We start from the raw sequence: 22468 nt of genomic DNA, 5'->3' as shown, positions 1-22468 counted from the left end.
TTCCCGCTCTAGGAAAATATCAGCCTCGCGCGGTTGTCGACGATCCTGAGGGCGGCCAGCTGGCCGGTTTGGAAGGCGCCGGTGTCTATGCCAAGCCGGCGTCCCTCAAGCTTCGGAATGTCGACCGGCGTATGCCCGTGCACGACATAACGTTCGAGAAGATGCGCGGCTTCGAAGAACTCCGAGCGGATGTTGAGCAGGTCGTCCTCGTCTTGCGCGGCCAGCTCGATGCCGGGCCTGATGCCGGCGTGTACGAACACGAATTTGGCCGAATAGACCATGACCGGCAGCGCACGCATGAAGCTGACATGGCCGGCTGGAATGATCTCCCGGATGCGCCGGTCGACCTCCTCGCTTGAACCGTAGAGATCGGCCATGCGCGACGGATCAACGCCGTAGGAAAACAGCGTTTGCAGGCCACCTATCGCCAGCCACGATTCTCTCGAAATGATCCCGTCGAGGTAGTTCAGCATCACGACTTCGTGGTTGCCGGCAAGGCAGACGCGCTGGAAGCCTTGGAGTGGCGGCGCCAGCAGATGATCGAGCACGCGCGCCGACTGGGGGCCACGATCGACGTAGTCGCCGAGCATGATGATGAGCTTGCGCCTTTCGAAAGACGCAGAATCGACCAGGATGTTCTGCTCCAGGGAGCGAAGCTCCTTATAGCAGCCATGCACGTCGCCGATCGCATAGACGACCGTGTCCTGCAGATCCATCTCGAGCCGCTGGCGCGCCACGGTCCGGGGCTTTCTCGATCGCTGGAACAAGGTCACGAATGGCGTCTCGTATGGCTATGAATGCGCCTCGATCTCGAAACAACCTGGCGACGCAGCGCGTGGATACCATGTCTGGCACCGGTCGTTCCATACCGGAGCTTCGGACGCAACTCGGCTTCGGCGTCTTACAGGCCGATGCCACGGCCGTTCAGCGCGGCGGTGATCTCGTCGAGGATGGCGGGGTCGTCGATCGTCGCCGGCATGCTCCATTTCTCCTTGTCGGCGATCTTCTGCATGGTGCCGCGCAGGATCTTGCCGGAGCGCGTCTTCGGCAGGCGCTTGATCGTCACCACCGTCTTGAAGGCGGCGACCGGGCCGATCCGTTCGCGCACCAGCGCGACCACCTCGTTTTCGATGATGCCCGCGTCGCGGTCGACGCCGGCATTCAGCACGACGAAGCCGAGCGGAACCTGGCCTTTCATCGCATCGGCGATGCCGACGACGGCGCATTCGGCAACGTCGGGATGCGCGGCCAACACCTCCTCCATGGCGCCGGTCGACAGCCGGTGGCCGGCGACGTTGATGATGTCGTCGGTGCGGGCCATGACATAGAGATAGCCGTCCTCGTCCATCATGCCGGCATCCGCCGTTTTGTAGAAGCCGGGGAACTCCTCGAGATAGGCTTGGCGAAACCGCTCGTCGGCATTCCACAGCGTCGGCAGACAGCCGGGCGGTAATGGCAGTTTGACCACAACGTTGCCCAGTGTGCCGCGCTTGACCGCATGCCCGGCATCGTCGAGCACGCGAATGTCGTAGCCGGGCATCGGCATGCCGGGCGAGCCGTATTTGACAGGCAGCAGGCCCAGTCCGGCGGGATTGATGGTCATCGGCGAACCGGTCTCGGTCTGCCACCAGTGGTCGATCACCGGCAGGTTTAATTTCTGCTCGGCCCATTTGATGGTTTCCGCATCGGCGCGCTCGCCGGCAAGGAACAGCGTGCGGAACCGGGACAGATCGTGTTTCGGGACGAACTCGCCCCTCGGGTCCTGTCCCTTGATGGCGCGGAAGGCGGTTGGCGCGGTGAAAAGTGCGACCACGCCATGCTCGGCGATCACACGCCAATAGGTGCCGGCATCGGGCGTGCCGACCGGCTTGCCTTCGAACAGCACCGTCGTGCAGCCATGCAGCAGCGGGCCGTAGACGATGTAGGAGTGGCCGACCACCCAGCCGACGTCCGAAGCCGCCCAGAACACTTCGCCGGGTTTCACACCGAACTCGTTTTCCATCGACCATTTCAACGCGACCATGTGGCCGCCATTGTCGCGCACGATGCCCTTTGGCTGGCCGGTCGTGCCGGACGTGTAGATGATGTAGAGCGGATCGGTGGCAAGCACCGGAACGCAGTCGACATTGGCACCCGCGGCCCGCTCCCGCGCCACAGCGTCGGCATAGTCGATGTCGTAGTTTTCCCTGAGCTCGCAGCGCAATTGGTCGCGCTGCAGGATGAGGCAGGCTTCGGGCTTGTGCCGCGACATCTCGATCGCCTTGTCGAGCAGCGGCTTATAGGCAACGACACGCGCGGGCTCCAGGCCGCAGGACGCCGAGATGATCAGCTTCGGCTTGGCATCGTCGATGCGCGTGGCGAGCTCATGTGAGGCAAAACCGCCGAAGACCACTGAATGCACGGCGCCGATCCGCGCGCAGGCAAGCATGGCGAAGGCTGCTTCCGGCACCATCGGCATGTAGATGATGACGCGATCGCCTTTTTGGATGCCGCGATTCTTGAGTACCGAGGTCAGTGCGACCACCTCGCGCTTCAACTCGGCATAGGTGAATTTCCTGATTGTGCCCGAAATCGCGCTGTCATGAATAAGCGCTATTTGGTCGGCGCGGCCGTCCGCCACATGACGATCGACGGCATTGAAGCAGGTGTTGCACGAGGCACCATTGAACCACCGGCCATAGACGCCGGCATTGGCATCGAACACGGTCTCGAAGGGCGAGAACCAGTCGATTGCGCCGGCGGCATCGGCCCAGAATTTTTCCGGGTCGCGTTTCCAGCCATCATAGACCTCGTGGTAGCGTGACGCCATCCAGCTTGCTCCCCAGGAATGTTTGCTGTCCTTGAAATAGCGTATGCTGCTTTCTGTAACCATGTATTTGTGCTTTTCGTTTGCCGTCGGTCTAATTCGGCCGCAAATGCAGGGTCGTCGTGGCCTGCGGGGCTGATACGGCCGAATTTTCGACATTGGGGGCAGGGCGCGATGAAACTGCGATACGAGCTTGGATTTGCCGTCGTTGCGACGCTGGCGTTCGCACTCGCTTCAGCTGCTCAGGCCGGCGATGCGGCGGCACGGCGCATCATCGGCTTTTCGCCCGACGGCAACTATTTCGCCTTCGAGCAGTACGGCACGCTCGATGCCGGTGCTTCGGATTCGGGCTGGTCGGAGATCGAAATCATCGACACCCGCACCGATGAGTTCGTCGGCGGCAAGCCGATCCTCATCGTTGACGAGACGGAGGATTCGACGCTGACACTTGCGCAGGCGAGGGCACAGGCCGCCGAGCTGGCAGCGCCGTTGCTGGCCAAATATGCCATCGCACTGCGCGGCGAGCGGACGGGCTTCGACAAATTCACCTTTCCCGACGACATGGTCGCCTACAACGACATTGCGCGCCTCGAGCAAGTCTCGCAGAAATGGCTTTGGCCGACTTATGACGAGCTTGGCATCTCGACCATTCAGCTCGACCAGATCCTTGCCGACAGCACGGCGGATTGTTCATCGAGTTTCGACAGGACGCAGCAAGGCGAAACGACCGGCAAGGCGCTCGGCTTTCGCCTGACGCTGCAGGGTCAGGACGGCAAGCCGATCAAGCTGCTGCATGAGGACAGGGCGGTGCCGGGTTCGAGGAATTGCCCGACTTCCTACAGCCTGTCGGAATCTTACGCATTCACCCCCGACCGCAAAGCAGGCGTGCTTGTCGTACTCGTGCAGCGTTTCAGCCAGGGATTTGAAGGGCGTGACCGCCGTTTCATAGCCGTGACAGGGCAGGCGCGTTGAGACAACCCGCTGAGAAATAATCTGCTACTCGAGTTGATTCCTAAAGCGGCAGCGCAGCGAGCATGAGGCAAACCCCGCCGGCGATCAGCAAGGCGGCTGCCAGCATTTTCCCATGACGCTCGAAACCTGTCGGCGCCCGATCCCAATTGTAACGCATGCCCCAACTCCGCAAGCCCGCTGAGTCCCTTATCTTACCTAGGGTGAGGAGGACAACAGTCTGGCGATGCACCACGCTGCTGCTGTCGGTCTTATCACCGACTATCTCTGAGGCATTCTCCGCCGCTACATGCCCCAGCGCAGCGCGGCGGTGTGCACAGGCGCATCCCAAAACACTGCCGTCTCGGCGTCGAACATGCTCAGCGTGATCGAGCAGCCGGCCATGTCGAGCGAAGTCACATAGGAGCCAACCAGCGACCGGGTCACCGTCACGCCGTGCTTCTCGAAGGTTTTGCGGGCGCTGTTGTACATCAGATAAAGCTCCATCAGCGGCGTGCCGCCAAAGCCGTTGACGAAGAGCAGCGCCCGGCCTTTGGCGCCGTCGCCCAGATCGCCGAGGATCGCGGTACAGATCTCCTCGACGATAGCGTCGGCGCTCTTCAACGTGTCGCGCCGCCTTCCGGGCTCGCCATGGATGCCGACCCCGAACTCCATCTCGCCGTCGCCGATGTCGAAGGTCGGCTTGCCCGCCGCCGGCACGGTGCAACTGGTCAGCGCCACGCCCATCGAGCGCGTTGCGCCGTTGACGCGCTCGCCCAGCGCCTTCAAAGACTCCAGTGGCATGCCTTGTTCGGCCGCCGCGCCGACGATCTTCTCGACCACCAGCGTACCGGCGACGCCGCGCCGGCCGGTGGTGTAGGACGAGTTTTCGACCGCGACGTCGTCATTGGTCACGATTTGCATCACGCCTTCCGACATTTCAGCGGCCATGTCGAAATTCATCACGTCGCCCTCGTAGTTCTTGACGATGAACAGGCAGCCGGCGCCCGTATTGACGGCTTCCACGGCCGCCATCATCTGGTCCGGCGTCGGCGAGGTGAACACCTGCCCGGGGCAGGCGGCATCCAGCATGCCGTGCCCGACGAACCCGCCATGCAGCGGCTCGTGACCCGAGCCGCCACCGGAGATCAGCGCCACCTTGCCCGATTTGAGCAGCTTGCGGCGGACAAATTTGTGTTCCTCGCCAAGCGCCAGAATGTCGGCATGCGCGGCAACGAAGCCGTCGAGGCTCTCGGTCAGCACCGTGTCGACCGAATTCAGAAATTTCTTCATGGCTGTCCTCCCGAAATAGCCCAGCGTCAGCTGCCCTTGCCGGCGATGCTGGTGATCTTCTGGATGAAATCATTGACCGCCCGGTCGAGCGCCGCATTCTGCTTATCGTCGCCGAAATCGGGAACGATCAGCGAGACATGGCGTGTCTTCCGCATGCCTGCGGCCAGCGACATCTTTCCCGGATGCGCCCGATGATATGCTTCAAGGAAATGATCACGTTCGGCCGGGCTGAAATGGCAGACGGAGAAGATAGCCGGCAAATGCTTCGATGGTATCGGCGTCGAATAGGCCGGGCTGGAAATCTGCGTGACGAAGCTGCGGTGCTTGCCGAGCGCGTCGGCGAGGCGCTGGCGCATGCCGGATGGGCGCTGGTCGATCACCTGCGACAGGATCGTCTTGTAGGCGCGGATAGTCTCTTCGGGGCCGGATTGCGACGCCTTGTCTGCCATGCCGGGGCCCTAGATCGAAACGTCCGCGATGGCCGCCTTGGCCATCGCGAGTTGGGCGGGAGCGACGGAGAGGTCACGCAGGCCGGTTTCGAGCAGCGCCGGGATCGAGGCGGGGTCGCCGCCGGCATCGCCACACAGGCTGACCGGGATATTATGCTCGCGGCCGAAGGCGGCAACGGAGGCGATCAGCCGGAGCACGGCCGGGTGCCTGACGGAATTCAGATGTGCGACAGAAATGTTGTCGCGAGCGGCGGCCATCACATATTGGGTCAAATCATTTGAACCGATCGAGAAGAAAGCGGCCTCGGCGAATACCTCCGGTACGATGGCCACCGACGGCACCTCGACCATGATGCCAAGCGGCGGCATTTTGTGCGCGATGCCGCGCGCGAAAAGGTCAGCCTGCTCTTCCGCGAACAGCGCCGTCGCGCGTTCATATTCTTCCGGGACGGCGATCATCGGGAACATCACCTTCAGATTGCCGTGCATGGCGGCACGTAGCAAGGCGCGGATCTGTATGCGAAAGACCTCCGGACGCGCCAGCGACAGCCTGATCCCGCGCAGGCCAAGGAATGGATTACATTCCTCGACGGTCAGGCCCGGCACAGGCTTATCGCCGCCAGCATCGACGGTTCGGATCGTCACCGGCCTGTCGCCTGCCCATTCCAGCACTTTGCGGTAGGCGCGATATTGCGTCTCCTCGTCCGGCAGCGTCTTGCCGACCAGGAATTCGGTCCGCATCAGCCCGACGCCGTCGCACGTCGCAGCATCGATGCTGTCGACATCGGACGGATCGGCGATATTCACCTGCACCCGGACCGCTATGCCGGTCTTCGTTGCCGCAGGCCTTGTCAGATAGGCTGCCGCTTTGCCGCGATGCGCCGCGAAAGACAACGACGATCGCCGGAATATGGCGATCTCCGCTTTCGAAGGTGCCAATACGATGCCGCCATGTTCGGCATCGAGCAGCGCGATTTCGGCAAGGTGAGCCGGCGAAGCACCGAGTTCGGCCGGCCCCAGCGCTACTATCATTGGCACGCCGCGCGAGCGCGCCAGCATGGCGACATGGCTTGCGGCACTTCCGGCTTTCAGCGCAATGCCGCCGCCCGCACTCCAGTCGGTTTCGAGGAAGCGCGTCGGTGCGATATCCTCGCCGTAGAGGATCGCGCCCGCCGGCGCGGCAATGTCGCCGCCCCCGGTCAGTGCGCGCAGCACCTGGTCGCGTATATCGCGCATGTCGGCGGCGCGGGCACGGAAATAGTCCTGCTCGGATGTTTCGTAGCCGGCGATTTCGGCGTCGAGTGCCTGCCGCCAAGCCACATCAGCGGCCATGCCCTCGGCGATGTGCGAAAAGGCCGGGGCGGTCAGCGCATCGTCCTCCAGCATGGCGAGCTGGAATTCGAGGATATCGGACGCCTCGCTGTCGCTGGTTTCGATCAATATCGCGAGCCGGCCTGCGGCAATGGAGATGGCGGCCTCAAGCGCCGCTTTCTCGTCCGCGGCAGTCGCCTTGCGGACATAACGCACAGCAGCCTGGTCGAGGTCGAACAGCGGCCCCTCGGCATAGCCGGCCGATGCCGAAATGCCCTGCAGCCTAAGCGGTTCGGGCATGGTCCTTGCCTTCGTCGAAATCGCGCCGCACCAGCTCGACCAGTGCCCCGACGGCCTCGCCGGCGCCGTCGCCTCTGGCCCTGATATGCAGGACAGTGCCTTTCGGCGCTTTCGCAGCCATCACCTTGACGATGCTCTTGGCGTCGAACCATGGCCCGTTGGCGGCGAGCGCAATCTCGACGTCGGCCGAAAACGTCTTGGCAAGCTTGGTGAACTTCACCGAAGGACGCGCATGCAGTCCCACCTCATGTGTGATCAGGACGCTGGCTTCGGCTGCTGCGGACATGCTTGTCAAAGTTCCCGTTCACTCACGACGGCGACAGTTCGTGCGCCGTCGCCACCACTTCCTTGAGCGAGGCGCCGCCGGAAGCCTCGGTCGCCGCCATCACCGCGCCTTCGACGATCGGCGCATTGCAGACGATGATCTTCTGGGCGCGTGGTTCGCCGATCATCTCGACCGCCATCTCGCTATTGGTCTCGGCGCCGCCGAGATCGACGAGGATGGCGACACCCGCCTCCGACCAGGCCTTGTCGATGGCGCCCATGATCGCCTCGACATTGGTTCCCAGCCCGCCATGGCCGTTTCCGCCGCACCATGCAAGCGGCACTTCGTCGCCGACCATCTGCCGCACCATATCGGCGGTGCCTTCGGCGACCAGCGGCGAATGCGATACGATGACGATGCCGACATTGCTCATGCGCGCCTCTCGATTATCTCGGCTACGGCCCGCACCAGAAGCGCGGTCGAGCGTGCGCCGGCATCCATATGACCGATCGAACGGTCGCCAAGGAAGGAGGCGCGCCCACGCAACGCCTTCATCGGCACGGTCGCCTCGGCTGCGTTGTCAGCGACCTCGGCGATGTCCGCTGCCGCCCTTCCCTGCAGCAGGGCCTCATGCACCGGCTGCAGCACATCGAGCATGGTTTTTTGCCCGGCCTGCGACTTGCCTCTGGCGGCCACCGCTTCGATCGCCTTGCCGAAGGCCGCAGCCAGATTGGCGCGATCCGGCGCGGCGGAAATCTCCTTGCCGAGCGCCATGAAGAGCGTGCCGAACAGGGGTCCGGAGGCTCCGCCGACAGTCATCACCAGTTTGGTGCCGATCGCCTTCAGCGCCTCGGGCAACGGCTTTGCCGCGAACGCGCCGGCCTCGGCCCGCACGGCCTCGAAGCCGCGTTTCATGTTGAGCCCATGGTCGCCGTCGCCGATCGCCTGGTCGAGCCCGGTCAGCTCTTCGGCATGGGCGGCGATGGTGTTTGCCGCCGCCTCGATTAGCCTGGAAAGATCCGCTACCGCCATATCACCCATGCTCCTGGCCTCCGCGCTGCCGGCAGTACGAGAAAATTGCATATCCGGCAATTGAAGCATTCTTTTCCCCAGTCAAGCGGGTTCGAGCAACGCAGCGAGGGCAGTGAAGACCTCGGCGATGGCAAAGGCGCCGGGGTCGACCACGCCGTCGAGCTGGCTGCCAATATAGGCGGACCGCCCGGCCTTGGCCTTGCGCATGGCCGCGGTGGCCTCGGCGCCGCGTCGCGCCGCGACCGCCGCGTCCTCCAGACTGCCGCTATCCAACGCCCTCAAGGCGGGTTCCAGGGCATCGATCATCGTGCGATCGCCGACCCTCGCTCCGCCATGGAAGGACATCCGATCCAGGCCGACGAGAAGCGCCTTGGGAAGCGTTTCGCCAGATTTCGACGCCTGCGCGGCGGCGGTTAAGAAGATCGACAGCAGCACGCCACTGGAGCCGCCCATGCTGGTACTCAGTATGTCGCCGACGGTGGCGAGCGTTGCGGCAGCGTCGGCGAGCGGCAGTGTCTCAAGGCGGCTAAGCACGCTCCGCGCACCGGCCGCCACAGTCGATCCGGTGTCGCCGTCTCCCGCCTTGGCATCCAGTCCGTTCAACGCGCCTTCAAGCGAGATCAGCCGTTCGCAGACCGCGACAACCAACTGCTCGGTGCGTGCATCCTGGCTGGCTTTTGACGCGTTGTTCGGGCCGGTGGCTTTGGCCACCGGCACGACGCTCACTGGGCGAACGGCTCTTGCCGGCAGCCAGGCGTGAGGGCCGACCGGCGCCCGCAAGGCTACTTCGCGAGGCGCATCGAGCCGGATCAGCGACAGGGAAAAGCCGTTCATGTTGAGCGCCGTCATAAGCTGCCCGGGCCCGATCGTCAGCGTCACCTTTCGTGCCAGCGGTGAAGCCAACACCGCATTGGTGACAAGCAACATTTCCAGCGGCGGCACCGAACCGAGATTGTTGATCAGCAAGGCGTAGTCACTGGCGGGATCGAGCCGCGCGGCAAGGCGCTCCGACATGATCGCAACCAGCCTTTCGGCACTTTGCACCGCAATCCGCTCAACGCCCGGTTCGCCATGAATGCCGAGGCCGAGTTCGGCGTCGTCGGCGCCAAATCTTTCGTCATGGCTCTGGCCGGGGATCGAGCAGGACGACAGCGATATGCCGAGTGAAACGATGTCCACCGCCGCGGCCCGCGCCGTAGCGGCAACCGTCGCCAGATCGTTGCCGGCTTCCGACAGGTGGCCGGCGATCTTGTGCACGAACAAGGTGCCGGCAACGCCACGCGGCTGGGCAATATCCGGCAGGGCAATGTCGTCGGCGACGATCACCATCTCGACGCGGAAGCCTTCGGCGCGCGCCTTCTCGGCTGCCAAGCCGAAGTTGAGGCGATCACCGGTGTAGTTCTTGACGATCAGCAGGCACCCGGCGGGACCGCTTACCGCGCGGATGGCGGCCAATACTGCTTCCACGCTCGGCGAAGCAAAGATCTCGCCTGATACTGCCGCCGTCAGCATGCCCACGCCGACGAAGCCGGCATGCGCGGGTTCGTGCCCGGCCCCGCCGCCGGAGATGATGCTGACCTTGCTCTTATCCCAGTCCGCACGGAGGACGACCTTGATTTCGGGATAGCCGTCGAGGCGAGCGAGATCGCCGGCGCCGGTCGTGCCGAGAAAGCCGTCCAGTGCCTCAGTTACGATCGTATCCCTGCGATTGAAAAAATGCTTCATCGAATTGGTCCAGTCCGGTGCCCGAAATTGCCGGTTGAAAGGTGCCAGGAAAACACTCGCGCAGCGCTCACATCAGCCGTCGCCCATCGGCGCCAAAATACAGCGGCGAGCGATAGCGGATCATGATCTTGTCGCCCTGCGCCAGGTCGGTGTCGGGGTCGGTCAGCGTCACCAGCTTCTTGGTCCCCACCGTCACGTGCAGATGGTTCTGGTCGCCGAGATGCTCGACCCAATCGACGACGCCGTCGGCATGGCCGTTCGCCGCCTTCTCGATCGAAAGATGTTCGGTGCGCGCTCCGATCGTCTTGGTTCCCGCCGGCGCGCCGCCATCCGGCAGCAGTCCGACCGGCAACAAATTGATTGCCGGTTGGCCTAGCCTTGCCGCGACGTGAAGGTTTGCCGGCTCAGAATAGATCGTGCGCGGCGAACCGATCTGCACCAGCACGCCGTCGGCGAGAATGCCGATGCGGTCGGCCATGGTCATCGCTTCGATCTGGTCGTGGGTGACGTAGAGCATTGTGGCGCCGAGTTCGGCCTGGATGCGCTTCAGCTCGAGCCTGAGATCGGCGCGCAGTTTGGCGTCGAGCGACGACAGCGGCTCGTCCATCAGGTAGATCGACGGCTTGCGCACCAAGGCGCGGCCGATGGCGACGCGCTGCATCTCGCCGCCCGACAGTTTGATCGAGCGATTATTCAGCTTGTGGTGGATGCGTACCATCTTGGCCACTTCCTCGACGCGGCGGCGGATCTGGTCCTCCGGCATTTTCCGCGCCGGCGAGCGCAGTGGAAAGGCGAGGTTGTCGTAGACCGACAGATGCGGATAGAGCGAATATTGCTGGAAGACGAAAGCGGTGTCGCGCTCGGCCGGCGACAGCGTCGTCGTGTCGTGGCCGGCAATATGGATCGAGCCCGCTTCCGGCCGCTCCAGCCCGGCGATCAGCCTGAGCGTCGTCGTCTTGCCGGCGCCGGTCGGCCCGAGCAGCACGACGAATTCCCCGTCGGCTATATGCAGGTCGAGATTGTCGATGGCGATTTGCTCGCCGAAGGCCTTGGTCACCCCCTTGATGTGAACGTCAGCCACGATGCGCTCTCCCCTGCGAAGCCGAGTCATGGATTTCGGTGCGCACCGCACGGCCGGATCCTTTTGCGAACAGCGACAGCCGCGCGCTGCTCAGCGCCAGGCCGACATGATCGCCCGGATTGAGCCGGATTTCGGCCGGTACCCTGGCCTTGATGATGCCGTCTGCCGTCTCCACTGCCACAATCTGCGTGGTGCCGAGATATTCGGTGCCATAAATGGCGCCGCGCAGCTTCGAAGCGTCATCGAAACGGATGTGCTCCGGCCGGATGCCAAGCGCCATCTCGGCCGGCGCAATATCCTCCCGCACCTCCGGCACGGCCATCTTCGCGCCTTGCACAACAATTTCCCTGGCGCCCTTTGAAAGGCCGCCGCCGAAGCCGAGGAAATTCATCGGCGGCGAGCCGATGAAGTCGGCGACGAACATCGTTGCCGGCCGGTCGTAGATTTCGCGCGGCGTGCCGAACTGCTCGATGACGCCATGGTTCATCACCGCGATCTTGTCGGCCATCGACATCGCTTCCATCTGGTCATGCGTGACATAGACGGTGGTGGCGTGGATGCGGTTGTGCAGTTCGCGCAGCTCATGGACCATCAGGTCGCGGAATTCGGTGTCGAGCGTGCCGAGCGGCTCGTCCATCAGGAAACACTTTGGCCGCCGCACGATGGCGCGGCCGAGCGCTACGCGCTGGCGGTCGCCGCCGGCAAGCCCGGAGACGGATTTGTTGAGCAGATGGTCGATCCGCAAAAGCTTCGCCGTCTCTTCCACCCTGGCCCGGATTTCAGCGCCTGGCATGCCTTGCGCCAGCAACGGAAAGCCGATGTTCTTCCTCACATTCATGTGCGGATAGAGCGCGAACAGCTGGAATACGAAGGCGATGTCGCGCTCGCGGGCACGCCGCATGGTGACGTCCTCGCCGCCAAGCAGGATCTTGCCGCCGGTCGGCAGTTCGAGCCCGGCGATCATACGAAGCGTCGTCGTCTTGCCGCAGCCCGACGGCCCTAGCATGACGAAGAATTCGCCGTCCTCGACGACGAAGTTGGAATCCTTCACGGCGACGAAATCGCCGAATGCCTTTCTCAGATGTTCGACCCTGATCTCGGCCATCGTCTACTCCGGAAATTTCGAGACGATGATGAACATCGCCGTGCCGGCCAGCATGGTGATGAAGGAATAGGTGTAGAGCGCCAGCGCGAAGGGCTGGAACAGCATCAGGAAGCCGATGGCGATGGTCGCCGTGGCGACGTTTTCCATCAGCCCGCGCCTGGCCCAAACGGGCCAGCGCGATTTGCGTTTTGCGGTCATGCTCATTTGCGCACCGCGCCGAAGGTGATGCCGCGCAGCAATTGCTTGCGAAGCAGGATGGTGAAGACCAGGATCGGCACCAGGAAGATCGTTGTGCCGGCCGCGACCGCCGGCCAGTCCTGGCCGCCTTCGCCGATGATGGTCGGGATGAAGGGCGGCGCGGTCTGCGCCGTGCCCGAGGTCAGTAGCGCAGCGAAGGCATATTCGTTCCAGGCAAAGATCAGACAGAAAATGGCGGTTGCGGCAATACCGGTGGTCGCCTGCGGCAGTACCGTGCGCCAGAACGCCTGCAGCCTGGTGTAGCCGTCGATCATCGCCGCTTCTTCATATTCGCGCGGGATCTCGTCGATGAAGCCTTTCAGCAGCCACACTGCCAACGACACGTTAACCGCCGTATAGAGCAGGATCATGCCGAGAGCCGTGTCCGACAGGCCAAGCTCGCGATACATCAGGTAGATTGGGATGGCGACAGCGATCGGCGGCATCATCCGCGTCGACAGGATGAAGAACAAAAGGTCGTCGGCGAGCGGCACCTTGAAGCGCGAAAAACCGTAGGCCGACAGCGTGCCGAGGAACACTGCGCAAAAGGTTGAGCCGAAGGCGATGATCAGCGAATTGACGAAGCGCGGCATGAAGTTCGAGGGGCCGGCGATCACCATGTTGCGCTTGCGCACCGTCTCGTCGCAAAGGCCCGTCGCCGGCCCCAGCGAGTTGATGTATTCCGGCGTCTGCCTTGTCCGCGTCGTGAACAGGTTGCAGTAGCCCTCAACGCTGGGCTGGAACAGGATCTTCGGCGGATAGGCGATCGAATCCGGCGGCGTCTTAAAGCTGGTGGCGAAGATCCACAGCAGCGGCACGATCGAGATCAGCGCGTAGGCGACGATGATCGTGCCGGCGACGCGCTTCGACGTGGCCGAGGGTGCGACAACGGAATGGGCTGACGTCAGGCTCATCTCTGCTTCACCTTGTTGAGCGCCTTGACGTAGATGTTAGCCAAGCCGAACACCGCGACGAACAGGATGATGGCGAAGGCCGAGGAATAGCCCGTCCGCCAGCTTTCGAAGGCCTGCCGCTTCAGCGTGATCGAGGCCACTTCGGTGGTCGATCCCGGCCCGCCGCCGGTGAGCAAATTGACCATGTCGAACATCTTGAAGTTTTCGATTCCGCGAAACAGCACCGCCAGCATGATGAAGGGCAGCGCCATCGGCAGCGTGATCGACCAGAACTGCCGCCAGTTGGAGGCGCGGTCGACCTCGGCCGCTTCGTAGATGTATTCGGGGATCGAGCGCAGGCCGGCGAGGCAGATCAGCATCACGTAAGGCGTCCACATCCAGGTATCGACGATGATGATCGACCATGGCGCCAGCGACACGTTGGACAGCATGCTGATCTCGGTTGCCGGAATGCCGGTGACGAACGAAACGGCGTAGGCGAACAGCCCGATCTGCGGCTCGTAGAGGAAGCGCCAGAAATTACCGACCACCGCCGGCGACAGCATCATCGGCACCAGGATGATCGTCGTCCAGAAGGCGTGCCCGCGGAACTTGCGGTCGATCAGCCAGGCCAGCGTAAAGCCGATCAGCGTCTGCAGCAGGATGGTCCAGAACACGAAATGCGCCGTCGTCTGCATGGCGATCCAGATGTCCTGGTCAGCGAGGATGCGCTTGTAGTTGGCCAGCCCAAGGTTCTTCACCACCTCGTTGGGGCGATTGGCGCGAAAGTTGGTGAAGGACAGGTAGATCGCCCAGAACAGCGGGAAGATATTGATGGCGAGAAGCAACAGGATCGTCGGCGAGATGAACAGCCAGGCGAGGCCCTTGTCGCTGATGCCCCGGACCTTGCGGGCCAACGGCTCAGGCGTAGCCCGGGCAACGCTGTCCGCCGTCCGATTGAGCATGGTCAGTCCTGCTTCGGTCACTTGGATCGTCTCGACAATGGAATTTATCTGAACTGTGTCCCGTGCCAAGGGCGGCACGGGACGGTTCGGTCATGGGCTCGGGAGGAGCCGGTTACATCCGATTACATCTTGCCATCGTCCTGGAAGACCTCGGTCCAGTCCTTGACGAGGCCGTCGAGCGCGTCCTTGGCCGAGCCTTGCCCGGCAACGACATAGTCGTGGAAGCGCTTCTGCGATGCCTGCAGCAGCGGTGCGTAGCTCGGCTCGGCCCAGAAATCCTTCACGATGGCCATAGAGTCGAGGAAGGTCTGCGCATAAGGCTGGCTGGCCGGGAAGCCCGGGTCCTTGACGACCGCGTTGAGGCAGGAATAGCCGCCGAGCGACCACCATTTGGACTGCACGTCCTTGTTGGCGAACCATTTGATGTATTTGAGCGCGGCTTCCTGCTTGTCGGAATAGGAGACCACCGAGATGCCCTGGCCGCCGAGCTGGGCGAACTGGTCGCCGTCGGGACCCTTGGGATTGACGAAATAGCCGATCTTGTCGCCGCCGACATTTTCGTCCTTCTGCAGGCCTGGCCAGGTGAAGGCGAAGTTCATGTGCATCGCCACCTGGCCGGATTTGAAGGCGTCGACGCCTTCGCCCATGTAGCTGTTCGAGGCGCCGGGAGGGGTGCAGCAATCATAGAGCGCCTTGTAGAACTCCAAGCCCTTCACCGATTTATCGGAGTTGACGAAACCTTCCATCTCGTAGGGCTTTTTCGGATTTTCATACTGGAAGCCGAAGCTGTAGAGGACGTCCATGGCACCCATGGTGATACCTTCCGAGCCGCGCTCGGTGTAGATCGACGCGCCATAGACGGTCTTGCCGTCGATCTCGCGCTTTTGGAAGAATTCGGCGATCTGCCTCAGCTGGTCGAAGGTTGTCGGCGGGCCGAGATCCCAACCGTATTTCTCCTTGAATTCCTTCTGCAGTTCCGGCTTGGAGAACCAGTCCTTGCGATAGGTCCAGCCGACGACGTCGCCCATAGCCGGCAGCGCCCAGTAATTCGGCGAGTTCTTCGGCCATTCCGAGTAGCCGACGACAGTCGCCGGCACGAAATCGTCCATGCTGATCTTCTCCTTGTCGAAGAAGTCGTTCAGCTTGACGTAATGGCCGTTCTCGGCGGCGCCGCCGATCCACTGGCTGTCGCCGATGATCATGTCGCACAGCTTGCCGTGCGAATTCAGCTCGTTGAGAAAGCGGTCGGCATAGTTGGTCCACGGCACGAATTCGAATTTCATGCCGATTCCGGTTTCCTTGGTGAAGTCCTTGGACAATTCCACGAGCGCGTTAGCCGGGTCCCAGGCTGCCCAGCAAAGCGTCAGATCTTCTGCCTGCGCGACGTTCGAAACGGCTGTCGACGCGAGGAGTGTCGATGCCAGTCCCAACGCCAGTTTCAAGGTCGATTTCATGCCTTCCTCCCATTTGCGAAACGCGTCCGGATGACGGTTTCAAGAGCCCGCTAAACCCCTCCTCCGGGGCCTAAACACAACGGCGCGGCAACACGTCGGATGTTTAGTAATTTGTTTAGTGATGCAATTTTTACTAAACAAGGCAAGCGAATTCGTTGCTGCACCGCAGCATGCTGGATAGGAAAGCAACGTGAGAAGTTGCGGCGACCTGCCTAGGTCACCGTCTTGTTGCTGACCGCCACCGGACGGATCACTGGGGCCGGCGGCAGCAGCGCGCGGATATCGGCGAAGGGGAAGACCGGCTCGAAGCGGAAGGCCTCGGCGAACGATCCGGCTGGGCCGTTGCACTGGCCGGCGCGAAAGGCGTTCTGCGTGCGCGCCGCGTCGACGAAACGCTCGGGATCCTGCGATTGGTGCGCCCGGATCGCCTCCGCCTTGAGATCGAAATGCCTGGAGATATCGACGTAGTGCGTTGGCGAAAACCCGGTGCCGCCGAGCGTGTCGGCATGCAGCACCGGCACCGAGAATGACGCTGCGATGCGCACGCTATCCGATAGCGCGCGGTGGTCGCCATGATAGTCGTTCGGCGCATGGGTGATCGCCAGATCCGGCCCTATCTCGCCGATCAGTGCTTTCAGCGCCGCGATCAGGGCGGCGTCCGCCACCAGCGCGCCATCGGGAAAATCGATGAAGCGCGGCGTCACGCCAAGCAGACCGGCCGCCGCCGTCGCCTCTTTGCGGCGCGTGCGGGCAAGCGCGGCCGGATCGCCGTAGCCGCCCCTGGCGCCATCCGTGGCTACGGCAAAAAAGAGTTCTGCGCCTTGCGCGGCATAGGCGGCCATCGTACCGAACATGAAGATCTCGATGTCGTCCGGATGCGCGCCAAGCGCCAATATCTTCACTCTCATCCCTCCCGGAAATGGAAAACGTGCCCAACGGAATTCTGCTCGCTCTCATCGCCTATGCAAGCTATTCGTGCAGCGACGCGGTTGTCAAAAGCCTGGGCGGGCAGTTCAACGTCTTCGAGATCGGCTTCTTCTCGACATTGTTTGCCGGCTGCTTTCTGCTCTTTGCCAGGCCGCCAGGCGAGCGTTGGCGCGATTTCTGGCGCACGACACGGCCTTGGGCGGTACAGGCCCGCGCCTGGGCCGGCATCGCCTCCGGCGTGCTCAGCGTCTACGCCTTCACCACCATCCCGCTGGCGGAAGTCTATGCGCTGATCTTCCTGGCGCCGCTGTTCGTCACCATCCTGGCCACGCTCGTCCTCAAAGAGAAGGTCGGCCCATGGCGGTGGCTGGCGGTCGTCGCTGGCTTTGCCGGGGTGATGCTGGTCGTCAGGCCTGGGTTTCGCGAGTTGCATCTTGGTCATCTGGCGGCGTTCATCATCGCCTTCCTGGCCGCCACCAATGTCATCCTGATGCGTTCGCTCGCCGCGCAGGAAAAGCGCACGACGATGCTCGGCGTGCTGATCGGCTACGGCCTGCTCTTCAACGGCGTCGGTGCGGCGGCTACCTCGTTCTCGCTGCCGGATGGCAGGCAATGGGCGTGGCTGGTGCTGGCCGGCGCCTTTACCGCCGGCGGTCAGTTGCTGCATCTGCTGGCGGTCAAATACGCGCCGGCCAACCGCATCGCGCCAACGCATTATTCGCAGATCGTCTGGGCGGTGGTTCTAGGCGCGCTGTTCTTCAGGGAATATCCGGATTTTCTGTCGCTGGTCGGGCTTGCCGTGGTCGGCGGTTCCGGTCTGCTGACGATGGTGCGCGAGGAGGTGCGGCTCGGCACGGTGCGCTGGAACCCGTTTGCGCGGACCCGACTTTGAGCTGGTACCAAGCTTGCGCGGCGACCGCCACCGCTGATATGCGATCGCTGCCAACTGGCTGCACATCATAGGACAATGACGACAAAACCTTTGCCGGACCTGCCGGTCTCCGCGGTCTTGCCGGCGCTCAATGAAGCGCTGAGCCATGGTAACAGCGCCGTGCTGGTGGCTCCGCCCGGCGCCGGCAAGACGACGCTGGTTCCGCTGACGCTGCTCGATGCGCAATGGCTCGGCGCCGGAAAGATCATCCTGCTCGAGCCGCGCCGCCTCGCCGCCCGCGCTGCCGCCCGCCGCATGGCCGAACTGCTTGGCGAAGAGCCCGGTGAAACCGTCGGCTATGCCATGCGCATGGAAAACCGGACTTCCGCGAAGACCAGGATCGTCGTCGTCACCGAAGGCGTGTTGTCCCGCATGATCCTCGACGATCCCGAGCTGCCTGGTGTCTCGGCGGTGTTGTTCGACGAGTTCCACGAACGTTCGCTCGACGGTGATTTCGGGCTGGCGCTGGCGCTCGACGTGCAGGGTGCGCTGAGGCCCGACCTCAGATTGCTGGTCATGTCAGCGACGCTCGATGGCGCGCGTGTCGCAAAATTGCTTTCCGGCGCGCCGGTGATCGAGAGCGCAGGCCGCGCCTTTCCGGTCGACATCCGCTATGACGAGCGGCCGGCCGGCGTCACCATCGAGGATGCCATGGCCAGGGTGATCCGCTCGGCGCTTGCCGGGGAGGAGGGCAGCGTGGTTGTCTTCCTGCCCGGCCAGCGCGAGATCGAGCGCACCGCCGAGCGGCTGGCGGGCAAGGTCGGCGCCGACACCGACATCGTGCCGCTCTACGGCATGCTCGACAACAGGACGCAGGACGCAGCGATCAAGCCGGCGCCGCCCGGGCGTCGCAAGGTCGTGCTGGCGACGTCGATCGCCGAAACCTCCATCACCATCGACGGCGTGCGCGTCGTCATCGATTCCGGCCTGTCGCGGCTGCCGCGCTATGAGCCGGCCAGCGGCCTGACGCGGCTGGAGACGGTGCGTGCTTCCCGCGCTTCCGCCGACCAGCGCGCCGGCCGGGCCGGGCGCACACAGCCGGGCGTCGCTATCCGGCTGTGGCGGGCCGAGCAGACAGCGGCACTGCCGGCCTTCACGCCACCGGAAATCCTCGAAGCCGATCTCTCCGGCCTGTTGCTCGATTGCGCGGCGTTCGGCGTTGCCGATCCGACGAGCCTGTCCTTCCTCGACCCCCCGCCGGCTCCGGCGCTCAACGAGGCAAGGGCGCTGCTGCGCGCGCTCGATGCCGTCGATGCGGCAGGGCGCTTGACGGAGGCCGGTGCCGCGATGCGCAAGCTGGCTCTGCCGGTCCGGCTCGCCCACATGGTCGCCGAGGCGGCAAGGACCGGCCAGGCGCTCGAGGCGGCGATGCTGGCCATGCTGCTCACCGAGCGCGGCCTTGGCGGCGATGGTGCCGATCTCGAACGGCGGCTGATGCGCTTTCATGCCGAAAGATCGCCGCGTGCCACCGCTGCCCGGCAGCTGGCCGAGAGGTTGGCAAAGCAGGCTTCACCCTCCCCTCGACGGGAGGGTCGGCGAGCGAGCCGAGCGCAGCGAGACGAGGGAGACGCGGCGGGGTCGCCGATGGCGTGCCCGAACCGACCCCACCCCGGTCCGCTACGCGGATCGACCCTCCCCTCAAGGGAGAGGGCAGCACCGCCGGCGCTCTCCTCATCCATGCCTGGCCGGACCGGGTCGCTAAAGCGCGCGGCGAGCGTGGCCGCTTCGTGCTTGCCAACGGCTCCGGCGCCATGCTCGACGCCTCCGACCCGCTGGCCGGCGAGACCTGGCTCGTCGTCGCCGATCTGCAGGGTAAGGCGCAGAACGCCCGCATCACCGCGGCGGCGGCGCTCGACGAGGCCGACATCCGCACCGCGCTGGCGGAAAAGATCGAGACTCGCCGCGAGGTGAGCTTCGACCGCGATAGGCGCGCGGTGCGGGTGCGCGAAACGGTTCGGCTCGGCGCCATCACGTTGTCCGAACGCATGCTGCCGGCGCCGACCGGTGCCGACGCAGACAGCGCCATTCTCGACGCCTTGCGCGAACACGGCCTGTCGCTGCTGCCGTGGAGCAGGGAAGCGGAGACGTTGCGGCAGCGGCTCGGCTGGCTGCATCGCGGCCTCGGTGCGCCATGGCCCGATGTCTCCGATGCGGCGCTCGTCGAGCGCCTCGACGACTGGCTGCTGCCGTTCCTTTCCGGTGCCGCATCCTTTACGGCGATCGATCCCAGCGTGCTTTCGCAAGGCCTGATGACGCTGGTACCGCACGAATTGCAGCGCAAGATCGACACATTGGCGCCGACCCATTTCGACGCGCCGTCGGGCAGTCGGCTGCCGATCCGCTATGACGGCGAATGGCCGGTGCTGGCGATCCGCGTACAGGAGCTGTTCGGCCTCGACCGGCATCCCGCGATCGCCAACGGCACTGTGCCGCTGACGCTCGAATTGCTGTCACCGGCGCACCGGCCGATCCAGACGACGCGCGACCTGCCCGGCTTCTGGCGCGGCTCCTGGGCCGATGTGAGGACAGACATGCGCGGCCGTTATCCCAGGCATGTCTGGCCGGAGAACCCGCTTCTCGCCGCCGCCACGAGCCGCGCCAAACCGCGCGGTACCTAATGATTCCCGGACTGTTATCCCGAACGGAAGGCCAGCTTCGGCGCTTTTTCGGAAAAGACCTCCGGCTGTTTCCCCTCTATAATCATTGACCATGATAAACATCCTGCACGCACCCGACTTCCAGCAAAGCCAGCGGCTGCGCCTCAACACGCTGATCAGGTTGCGCTGGCTTGCCATCGTCGGCCAGAGCCTGACCGTGCTTGTCGTCGCTTACGGGCTGAAATTTCCGCTGCCGGTCAGCATGTGTTTTGCGCTGATCGCTTGTTCGGCCTGGATGAACCTTTTGCTGACCTTCCGCTATCCGGCGGCGCATCGGCTTACCCCGCTCTCGGCCTTTGCCATCCTGACCTTCGACAGCCTGCAGCTTGCCGGCCTGCTCTACATGACCGGCGGCCTCACCAATCCGTTTTCGCTGCTGATGACCGTGCCCGTCGTCGTCTCGGCGACGTCGCTGCCGCTGCGGCTGACCGCCATGCTCGGCGCGCTGGTGATCGTGGCGGCGACGCTGCTGGTCTTTTACCACCTGCCGCTGCCTTGGCATGAGGGCGCACCATTGGCGATGCCGTTCATCTATGTCGCCGGCATGTGGATGGCGGTGTTCTGCTCCATCGCCTTTACCGCGATCTATGCCTTCCGGGTGGCCGAGGAGGCGCGGCTGCTTGCCAACGCGCTTGCCGCCACCGAACTGGTGCTGCAGCGAGAGCAGCATCTCTCAGCCCTCGACGGCCTCGCCGCGGCCGCCGCGCACGAGCTCGGCACGCCGCTCGCCACGATCACGCTTGTCGCCAAGGAGATGGAGAAGGCGCTTGGCGAAGATCCCAAATACGGCGAGGACGTGAAGCTGCTGCGTTCGCAGAGCGAGCGCTGCCGCGAAATCCTAAAGCGCCTGACCAGCCTTTCCTCCGAGAGCGAGGTGCACCTCTCGCGCCTGCCGCTGACCTCACTGGTCGAGGAGGTGACGGCGCCGCACCGCGATTTCGGCATTTCGATCAAGCTTCGGCCGGGCGAGCGCATCGGCCCGGAACCGGTGGGCCGGCGCAATCCCGGCGTCATTTACGGCCTCGGCAATCTGGTCGAGAACGCCGTCGACTTCGCTCGCAAGAACGTCACTGTACGCTGGAGCTGGAACGAGGCCGCCGTCAGCTTCTCGATCATCGACGACGGGCCGGGCTTTCCGCCGGAGATCATCGACCGGATCGGCGAACCTTATATGTCGACGCGACAAGGCACCGAAGCCGGCGGCGGCCTCGGCCTTGGCTTATTCATCGCCAAGACCTTGCTCGAACGCTCCGGGGCGACGCTCGATTTCCGCAATTCGAGCGAGCCCGGCGAGGGCGCTATCGTGCAGATATCGTGGCCGCGCAGCGTCTTCCTCAATCCCGAGCAGGCTTCGGCCACCATGTTCGACACGGCCTAAATTGGACAATAGCGTCGCGAAACTATATTTGCGTAAAAATCAGGCAGCAGGATTTTCAGCACGATGAGTACTGACGAAACGATTGGCGCAATGGTCGAAGGCGAGGACACCTCGCTGCTGATCGTCGACGACGACAAGCCGTTCCTGACGCGGCTTGCCCGCGCCATGGAAACCAGGGGTTTCGTGGTCGAGACGGCCGAGAGCGTCGAGGAGGCGGTTGCCAAGGCGCGCGCCAATCCGCCTGCCTACGCGGTGGTCGACATGCGGCTGGCCGACGGCAACGGCCTCGACGTCGTCGCCGCGATCCGCGAGAAGCGCGACGATGCCCGCGCCATCATCCTCACTGGCTACGGCAACATCGCCACCGCGGTGACGGCGGTGAAGCTCGGCGCTATCGACTATCTGTCGAAGCCGGCCGACGCCGACGACATCTTTGCAGCCCTGACCCGCACGGCGGGCGAACGCGCAGCACCGCCCGAAAATCCGATGTCGGCCGACCGGGTACGCTGGGAGCACATCCAGCGCGTCTATGAAATGTGCGACCGCAACGTCTCGGAAACCGCGCGCCGGCTGAACATGCATCGCCGCACGCTGCAGCGTATCCTCGCCAAGCGCGCGCCGCGCTAAAAGGCTCTGACTGCAGGCTTGCCCGGCCGGCGCTGTTTGCGCATCATCGCTTGGCGGTGTCGGACCTTGCCGCTGATACGACGG

The 22468-nt window shown here is 63.8% G+C and carries 20 protein-coding genes and 1 pseudogene; 5 read left to right on the top strand and 16 right to left on the bottom strand.

All coding sequences use genetic code 11. From position 1 onward, the window contains the following. Positions 1-8: 8 nt before the first annotated feature. Both NKH89_RS09775 and NKH89_RS09770 read right to left on the bottom strand, forming a co-directional pair. Complete coding sequence (locus tag NKH89_RS09775; protein WP_023717973.1) at positions 9-773, bottom strand: metallophosphoesterase family protein; 765 nt, start codon at positions 771-773, stop codon at positions 9-11. A 128-nt stretch (positions 774-901) separates the two neighbouring features. Further along, positions 902-2809: a propionyl-CoA synthetase gene (locus NKH89_RS09770; protein ID WP_352790632.1), complete on the bottom strand. Its 1908-nt coding sequence runs from the start codon at positions 2807-2809 to the stop codon at positions 902-904. Between the two features lie 171 nt (positions 2810-2980). On the opposite strand from NKH89_RS09770, the gene NKH89_RS09765 reads away from it, so the two are divergent. After that, positions 2981-3778: a DUF2259 domain-containing protein gene (locus NKH89_RS09765; RefSeq protein WP_352790630.1), complete on the top strand. Its 798-nt coding sequence runs from the start codon at positions 2981-2983 to the stop codon at positions 3776-3778. A gap of 282 nt (positions 3779-4060) precedes the next feature. Here NKH89_RS09765 and dhaK read toward each other — a convergent pair whose 3' ends face one another. From dhaK to NKH89_RS09695, 14 genes are all read right to left on the bottom strand, one after another. Next, positions 4061-5047 carry a dihydroxyacetone kinase subunit DhaK gene (dhaK, locus tag NKH89_RS09760; protein ID WP_352790629.1) on the bottom strand — a complete coding sequence of 329 codons (987 nt, stop codon included), beginning with the start codon at positions 5045-5047 and terminating at the stop codon, positions 4061-4063. 26 nt (positions 5048-5073) lie between these two features. Continuing rightward, the gene (locus NKH89_RS09755; protein ID WP_352790627.1) at positions 5074-5496 is read right to left on the bottom strand and encodes a hypothetical protein; all 423 of its coding nucleotides are present in this window, start codon (positions 5494-5496) and stop codon (positions 5074-5076) included. A 9-nt stretch (positions 5497-5505) separates the two neighbouring features. After that, positions 5506-7107, bottom strand: coding sequence for a phosphoenolpyruvate--protein phosphotransferase (gene ptsP, locus NKH89_RS09750; RefSeq protein WP_352790626.1), 1602 nt, complete (start codon positions 7105-7107; stop codon positions 5506-5508). Further along, on the bottom strand, positions 7091-7393 hold the full coding sequence (locus NKH89_RS09745; protein ID WP_023717966.1) for an HPr family phosphocarrier protein: 303 nt from the start codon (positions 7391-7393) through the stop codon (positions 7091-7093). Before NKH89_RS09745 ends, ptsP begins: the two co-directional genes overlap by 17 nt. Positions 7394-7415: 22 nt before the next feature. Then, positions 7416-7805 carry a dihydroxyacetone kinase phosphoryl donor subunit DhaM gene (gene dhaM, locus NKH89_RS09740; protein WP_172220312.1) on the bottom strand — a complete coding sequence of 130 codons (390 nt, stop codon included), beginning with the start codon at positions 7803-7805 and terminating at the stop codon, positions 7416-7418. Next, entirely contained in the window at positions 7802-8404 is a 603-nt protein-coding gene (gene dhaL, locus NKH89_RS09735) for a dihydroxyacetone kinase subunit DhaL (protein WP_352483978.1), read from the bottom strand. The genes dhaM and dhaL overlap by 4 nt, the downstream gene beginning before the upstream one ends. 81 nt (positions 8405-8485) lie before the next feature. Further along, a complete protein-coding gene (locus tag NKH89_RS09730) occupies positions 8486-10129 on the bottom strand; it encodes a dihydroxyacetone kinase subunit DhaK (protein ID WP_352483979.1) in 1644 nt (547 codons plus the stop codon). A gap of 67 nt (positions 10130-10196) precedes the next feature. Next, a complete protein-coding gene (locus tag NKH89_RS09725; RefSeq protein ID WP_352483980.1) occupies positions 10197-11210 on the bottom strand; it encodes an ABC transporter ATP-binding protein in 1014 nt (337 codons plus the stop codon). After that, the gene (locus NKH89_RS09720; protein WP_352908665.1) at positions 11203-12315 is read right to left on the bottom strand and encodes an ABC transporter ATP-binding protein; all 1113 of its coding nucleotides are present in this window, start codon (positions 12313-12315) and stop codon (positions 11203-11205) included. The genes NKH89_RS09725 and NKH89_RS09720 overlap by 8 nt, the downstream gene beginning before the upstream one ends. 3 nt (positions 12316-12318) lie before the next feature. After that, positions 12319-12519 (bottom strand): hypothetical protein, encoded by a 201-nt coding sequence (locus NKH89_RS09715; RefSeq protein ID WP_352483982.1) that lies wholly within the window; start codon positions 12517-12519, stop codon positions 12319-12321. After that, the gene (locus tag NKH89_RS09710) at positions 12516-13466 is read right to left on the bottom strand and encodes a carbohydrate ABC transporter permease (RefSeq protein ID WP_023717959.1); all 951 of its coding nucleotides are present in this window, start codon (positions 13464-13466) and stop codon (positions 12516-12518) included. The genes NKH89_RS09715 and NKH89_RS09710 overlap by 4 nt, the downstream gene beginning before the upstream one ends. Next, positions 13463-14410 (bottom strand): carbohydrate ABC transporter permease, encoded by a 948-nt coding sequence (locus NKH89_RS09705; RefSeq protein ID WP_031211681.1) that lies wholly within the window; start codon positions 14408-14410, stop codon positions 13463-13465. Before NKH89_RS09705 ends, NKH89_RS09710 begins: the two co-directional genes overlap by 4 nt. A gap of 122 nt (positions 14411-14532) precedes the next feature. Then, a complete protein-coding gene (locus NKH89_RS09700) occupies positions 14533-15864 on the bottom strand; it encodes an ABC transporter substrate-binding protein (RefSeq protein ID WP_023717957.1) in 1332 nt (443 codons plus the stop codon). 212 nt (positions 15865-16076) lie between these two features. Continuing rightward, positions 16077-16766 carry a PIG-L deacetylase family protein gene (locus NKH89_RS09695; protein WP_352483983.1) on the bottom strand — a complete coding sequence of 230 codons (690 nt, stop codon included), beginning with the start codon at positions 16764-16766 and terminating at the stop codon, positions 16077-16079. A 26-nt stretch (positions 16767-16792) separates the two neighbouring features. Here NKH89_RS09695 and NKH89_RS09690 point away from each other — a divergent pair, with 26 nt between their 5' ends. The 4 genes and pseudogenes from NKH89_RS09690 to NKH89_RS09675 all read left to right on the top strand — a co-directional run bounded on the left by NKH89_RS09690 (position 16793) and on the right by NKH89_RS09675 (position 22384). Beyond that, positions 16793-17683: a DMT family transporter gene (locus tag NKH89_RS09690; RefSeq protein ID WP_352483984.1), complete on the top strand. Its 891-nt coding sequence runs from the start codon at positions 16793-16795 to the stop codon at positions 17681-17683. A gap of 75 nt (positions 17684-17758) precedes the next feature. After that, positions 17759-20340: pseudogene (gene hrpB / locus NKH89_RS09685) on the top strand (ATP-dependent helicase HrpB). Between the two features lie 91 nt (positions 20341-20431). Then, positions 20432-21757 (top strand): ActS/PrrB/RegB family redox-sensitive histidine kinase, encoded by a 1326-nt coding sequence (locus NKH89_RS09680; protein ID WP_352483986.1) that lies wholly within the window; start codon positions 20432-20434, stop codon positions 21755-21757. Between the two features lie 63 nt (positions 21758-21820). Continuing rightward, on the top strand, positions 21821-22384 hold the full coding sequence (locus tag NKH89_RS09675; RefSeq protein ID WP_023676342.1) for an ActR/PrrA/RegA family redox response regulator transcription factor: 564 nt from the start codon (positions 21821-21823) through the stop codon (positions 22382-22384). The last annotated feature ends 84 nt before the right edge of the window (positions 22385-22468 follow it).

The organism is Mesorhizobium sp. M0923 (genome assembly GCF_040319365.1).
In the GTDB taxonomy this organism is placed as follows: domain Bacteria; phylum Pseudomonadota; class Alphaproteobacteria; order Rhizobiales; family Rhizobiaceae; genus Mesorhizobium.
This window is presented reverse-complemented; position numbering and strand designations above follow the sequence as displayed.

Excerpts from the sequence above, each read along its gene's own strand:
- NKH89_RS09770 (WP_352790632.1), bottom strand. The coding sequence starts at position 2,809 with ATGGCGTCACGCTACCACGAGGTCTATGATGGCTGGAAACGCGACCCG.
- NKH89_RS09765 (WP_352790630.1), top strand. The coding sequence starts at position 2,981 with ATGAAACTGCGATACGAGCTTGGATTTGCCGTCGTTGCGACGCTGGCG.
- dhaK (WP_352790629.1), bottom strand. The coding sequence starts at position 5,047 with ATGAAGAAATTTCTGAATTCGGTCGACACGGTGCTGACCGAGAGCCTC.
- NKH89_RS09755 (WP_352790627.1), bottom strand. The coding sequence starts at position 5,496 with ATGGCAGACAAGGCGTCGCAATCCGGCCCCGAAGAGACTATCCGCGCC.
- ptsP (WP_352790626.1), bottom strand. The coding sequence starts at position 7,107 with ATGCCCGAACCGCTTAGGCTGCAGGGCATTTCGGCATCGGCCGGCTAT.
- NKH89_RS09745 (WP_023717966.1), bottom strand. The coding sequence starts at position 7,393 with ATGTCCGCAGCAGCCGAAGCCAGCGTCCTGATCACACATGAGGTGGGA.
- dhaM (WP_172220312.1), bottom strand. The coding sequence starts at position 7,805 with ATGAGCAATGTCGGCATCGTCATCGTATCGCATTCGCCGCTGGTCGCC.
- dhaL (WP_352483978.1), bottom strand. The coding sequence starts at position 8,404 with ATGGCGGTAGCGGATCTTTCCAGGCTAATCGAGGCGGCGGCAAACACC.
- NKH89_RS09730 (WP_352483979.1), bottom strand. The coding sequence starts at position 10,129 with ATGAAGCATTTTTTCAATCGCAGGGATACGATCGTAACTGAGGCACTG.
- NKH89_RS09720 (WP_352908665.1), bottom strand. The coding sequence starts at position 12,315 with ATGGCCGAGATCAGGGTCGAACATCTGAGAAAGGCATTCGGCGATTTC.
- NKH89_RS09715 (WP_352483982.1), bottom strand. The coding sequence starts at position 12,519 with ATGAGCATGACCGCAAAACGCAAATCGCGCTGGCCCGTTTGGGCCAGG.
- NKH89_RS09710 (WP_023717959.1), bottom strand. The coding sequence starts at position 13,466 with ATGAGCCTGACGTCAGCCCATTCCGTTGTCGCACCCTCGGCCACGTCG.
- NKH89_RS09705 (WP_031211681.1), bottom strand. The coding sequence starts at position 14,410 with ATGCTCAATCGGACGGCGGACAGCGTTGCCCGGGCTACGCCTGAGCCG.
- NKH89_RS09700 (WP_023717957.1), bottom strand. The coding sequence starts at position 15,864 with ATGAAATCGACCTTGAAACTGGCGTTGGGACTGGCATCGACACTCCTC.
- NKH89_RS09680 (WP_352483986.1), top strand. The coding sequence starts at position 20,432 with ATGATAAACATCCTGCACGCACCCGACTTCCAGCAAAGCCAGCGGCTG.
- NKH89_RS09675 (WP_023676342.1), top strand. The coding sequence starts at position 21,821 with ATGAGTACTGACGAAACGATTGGCGCAATGGTCGAAGGCGAGGACACC.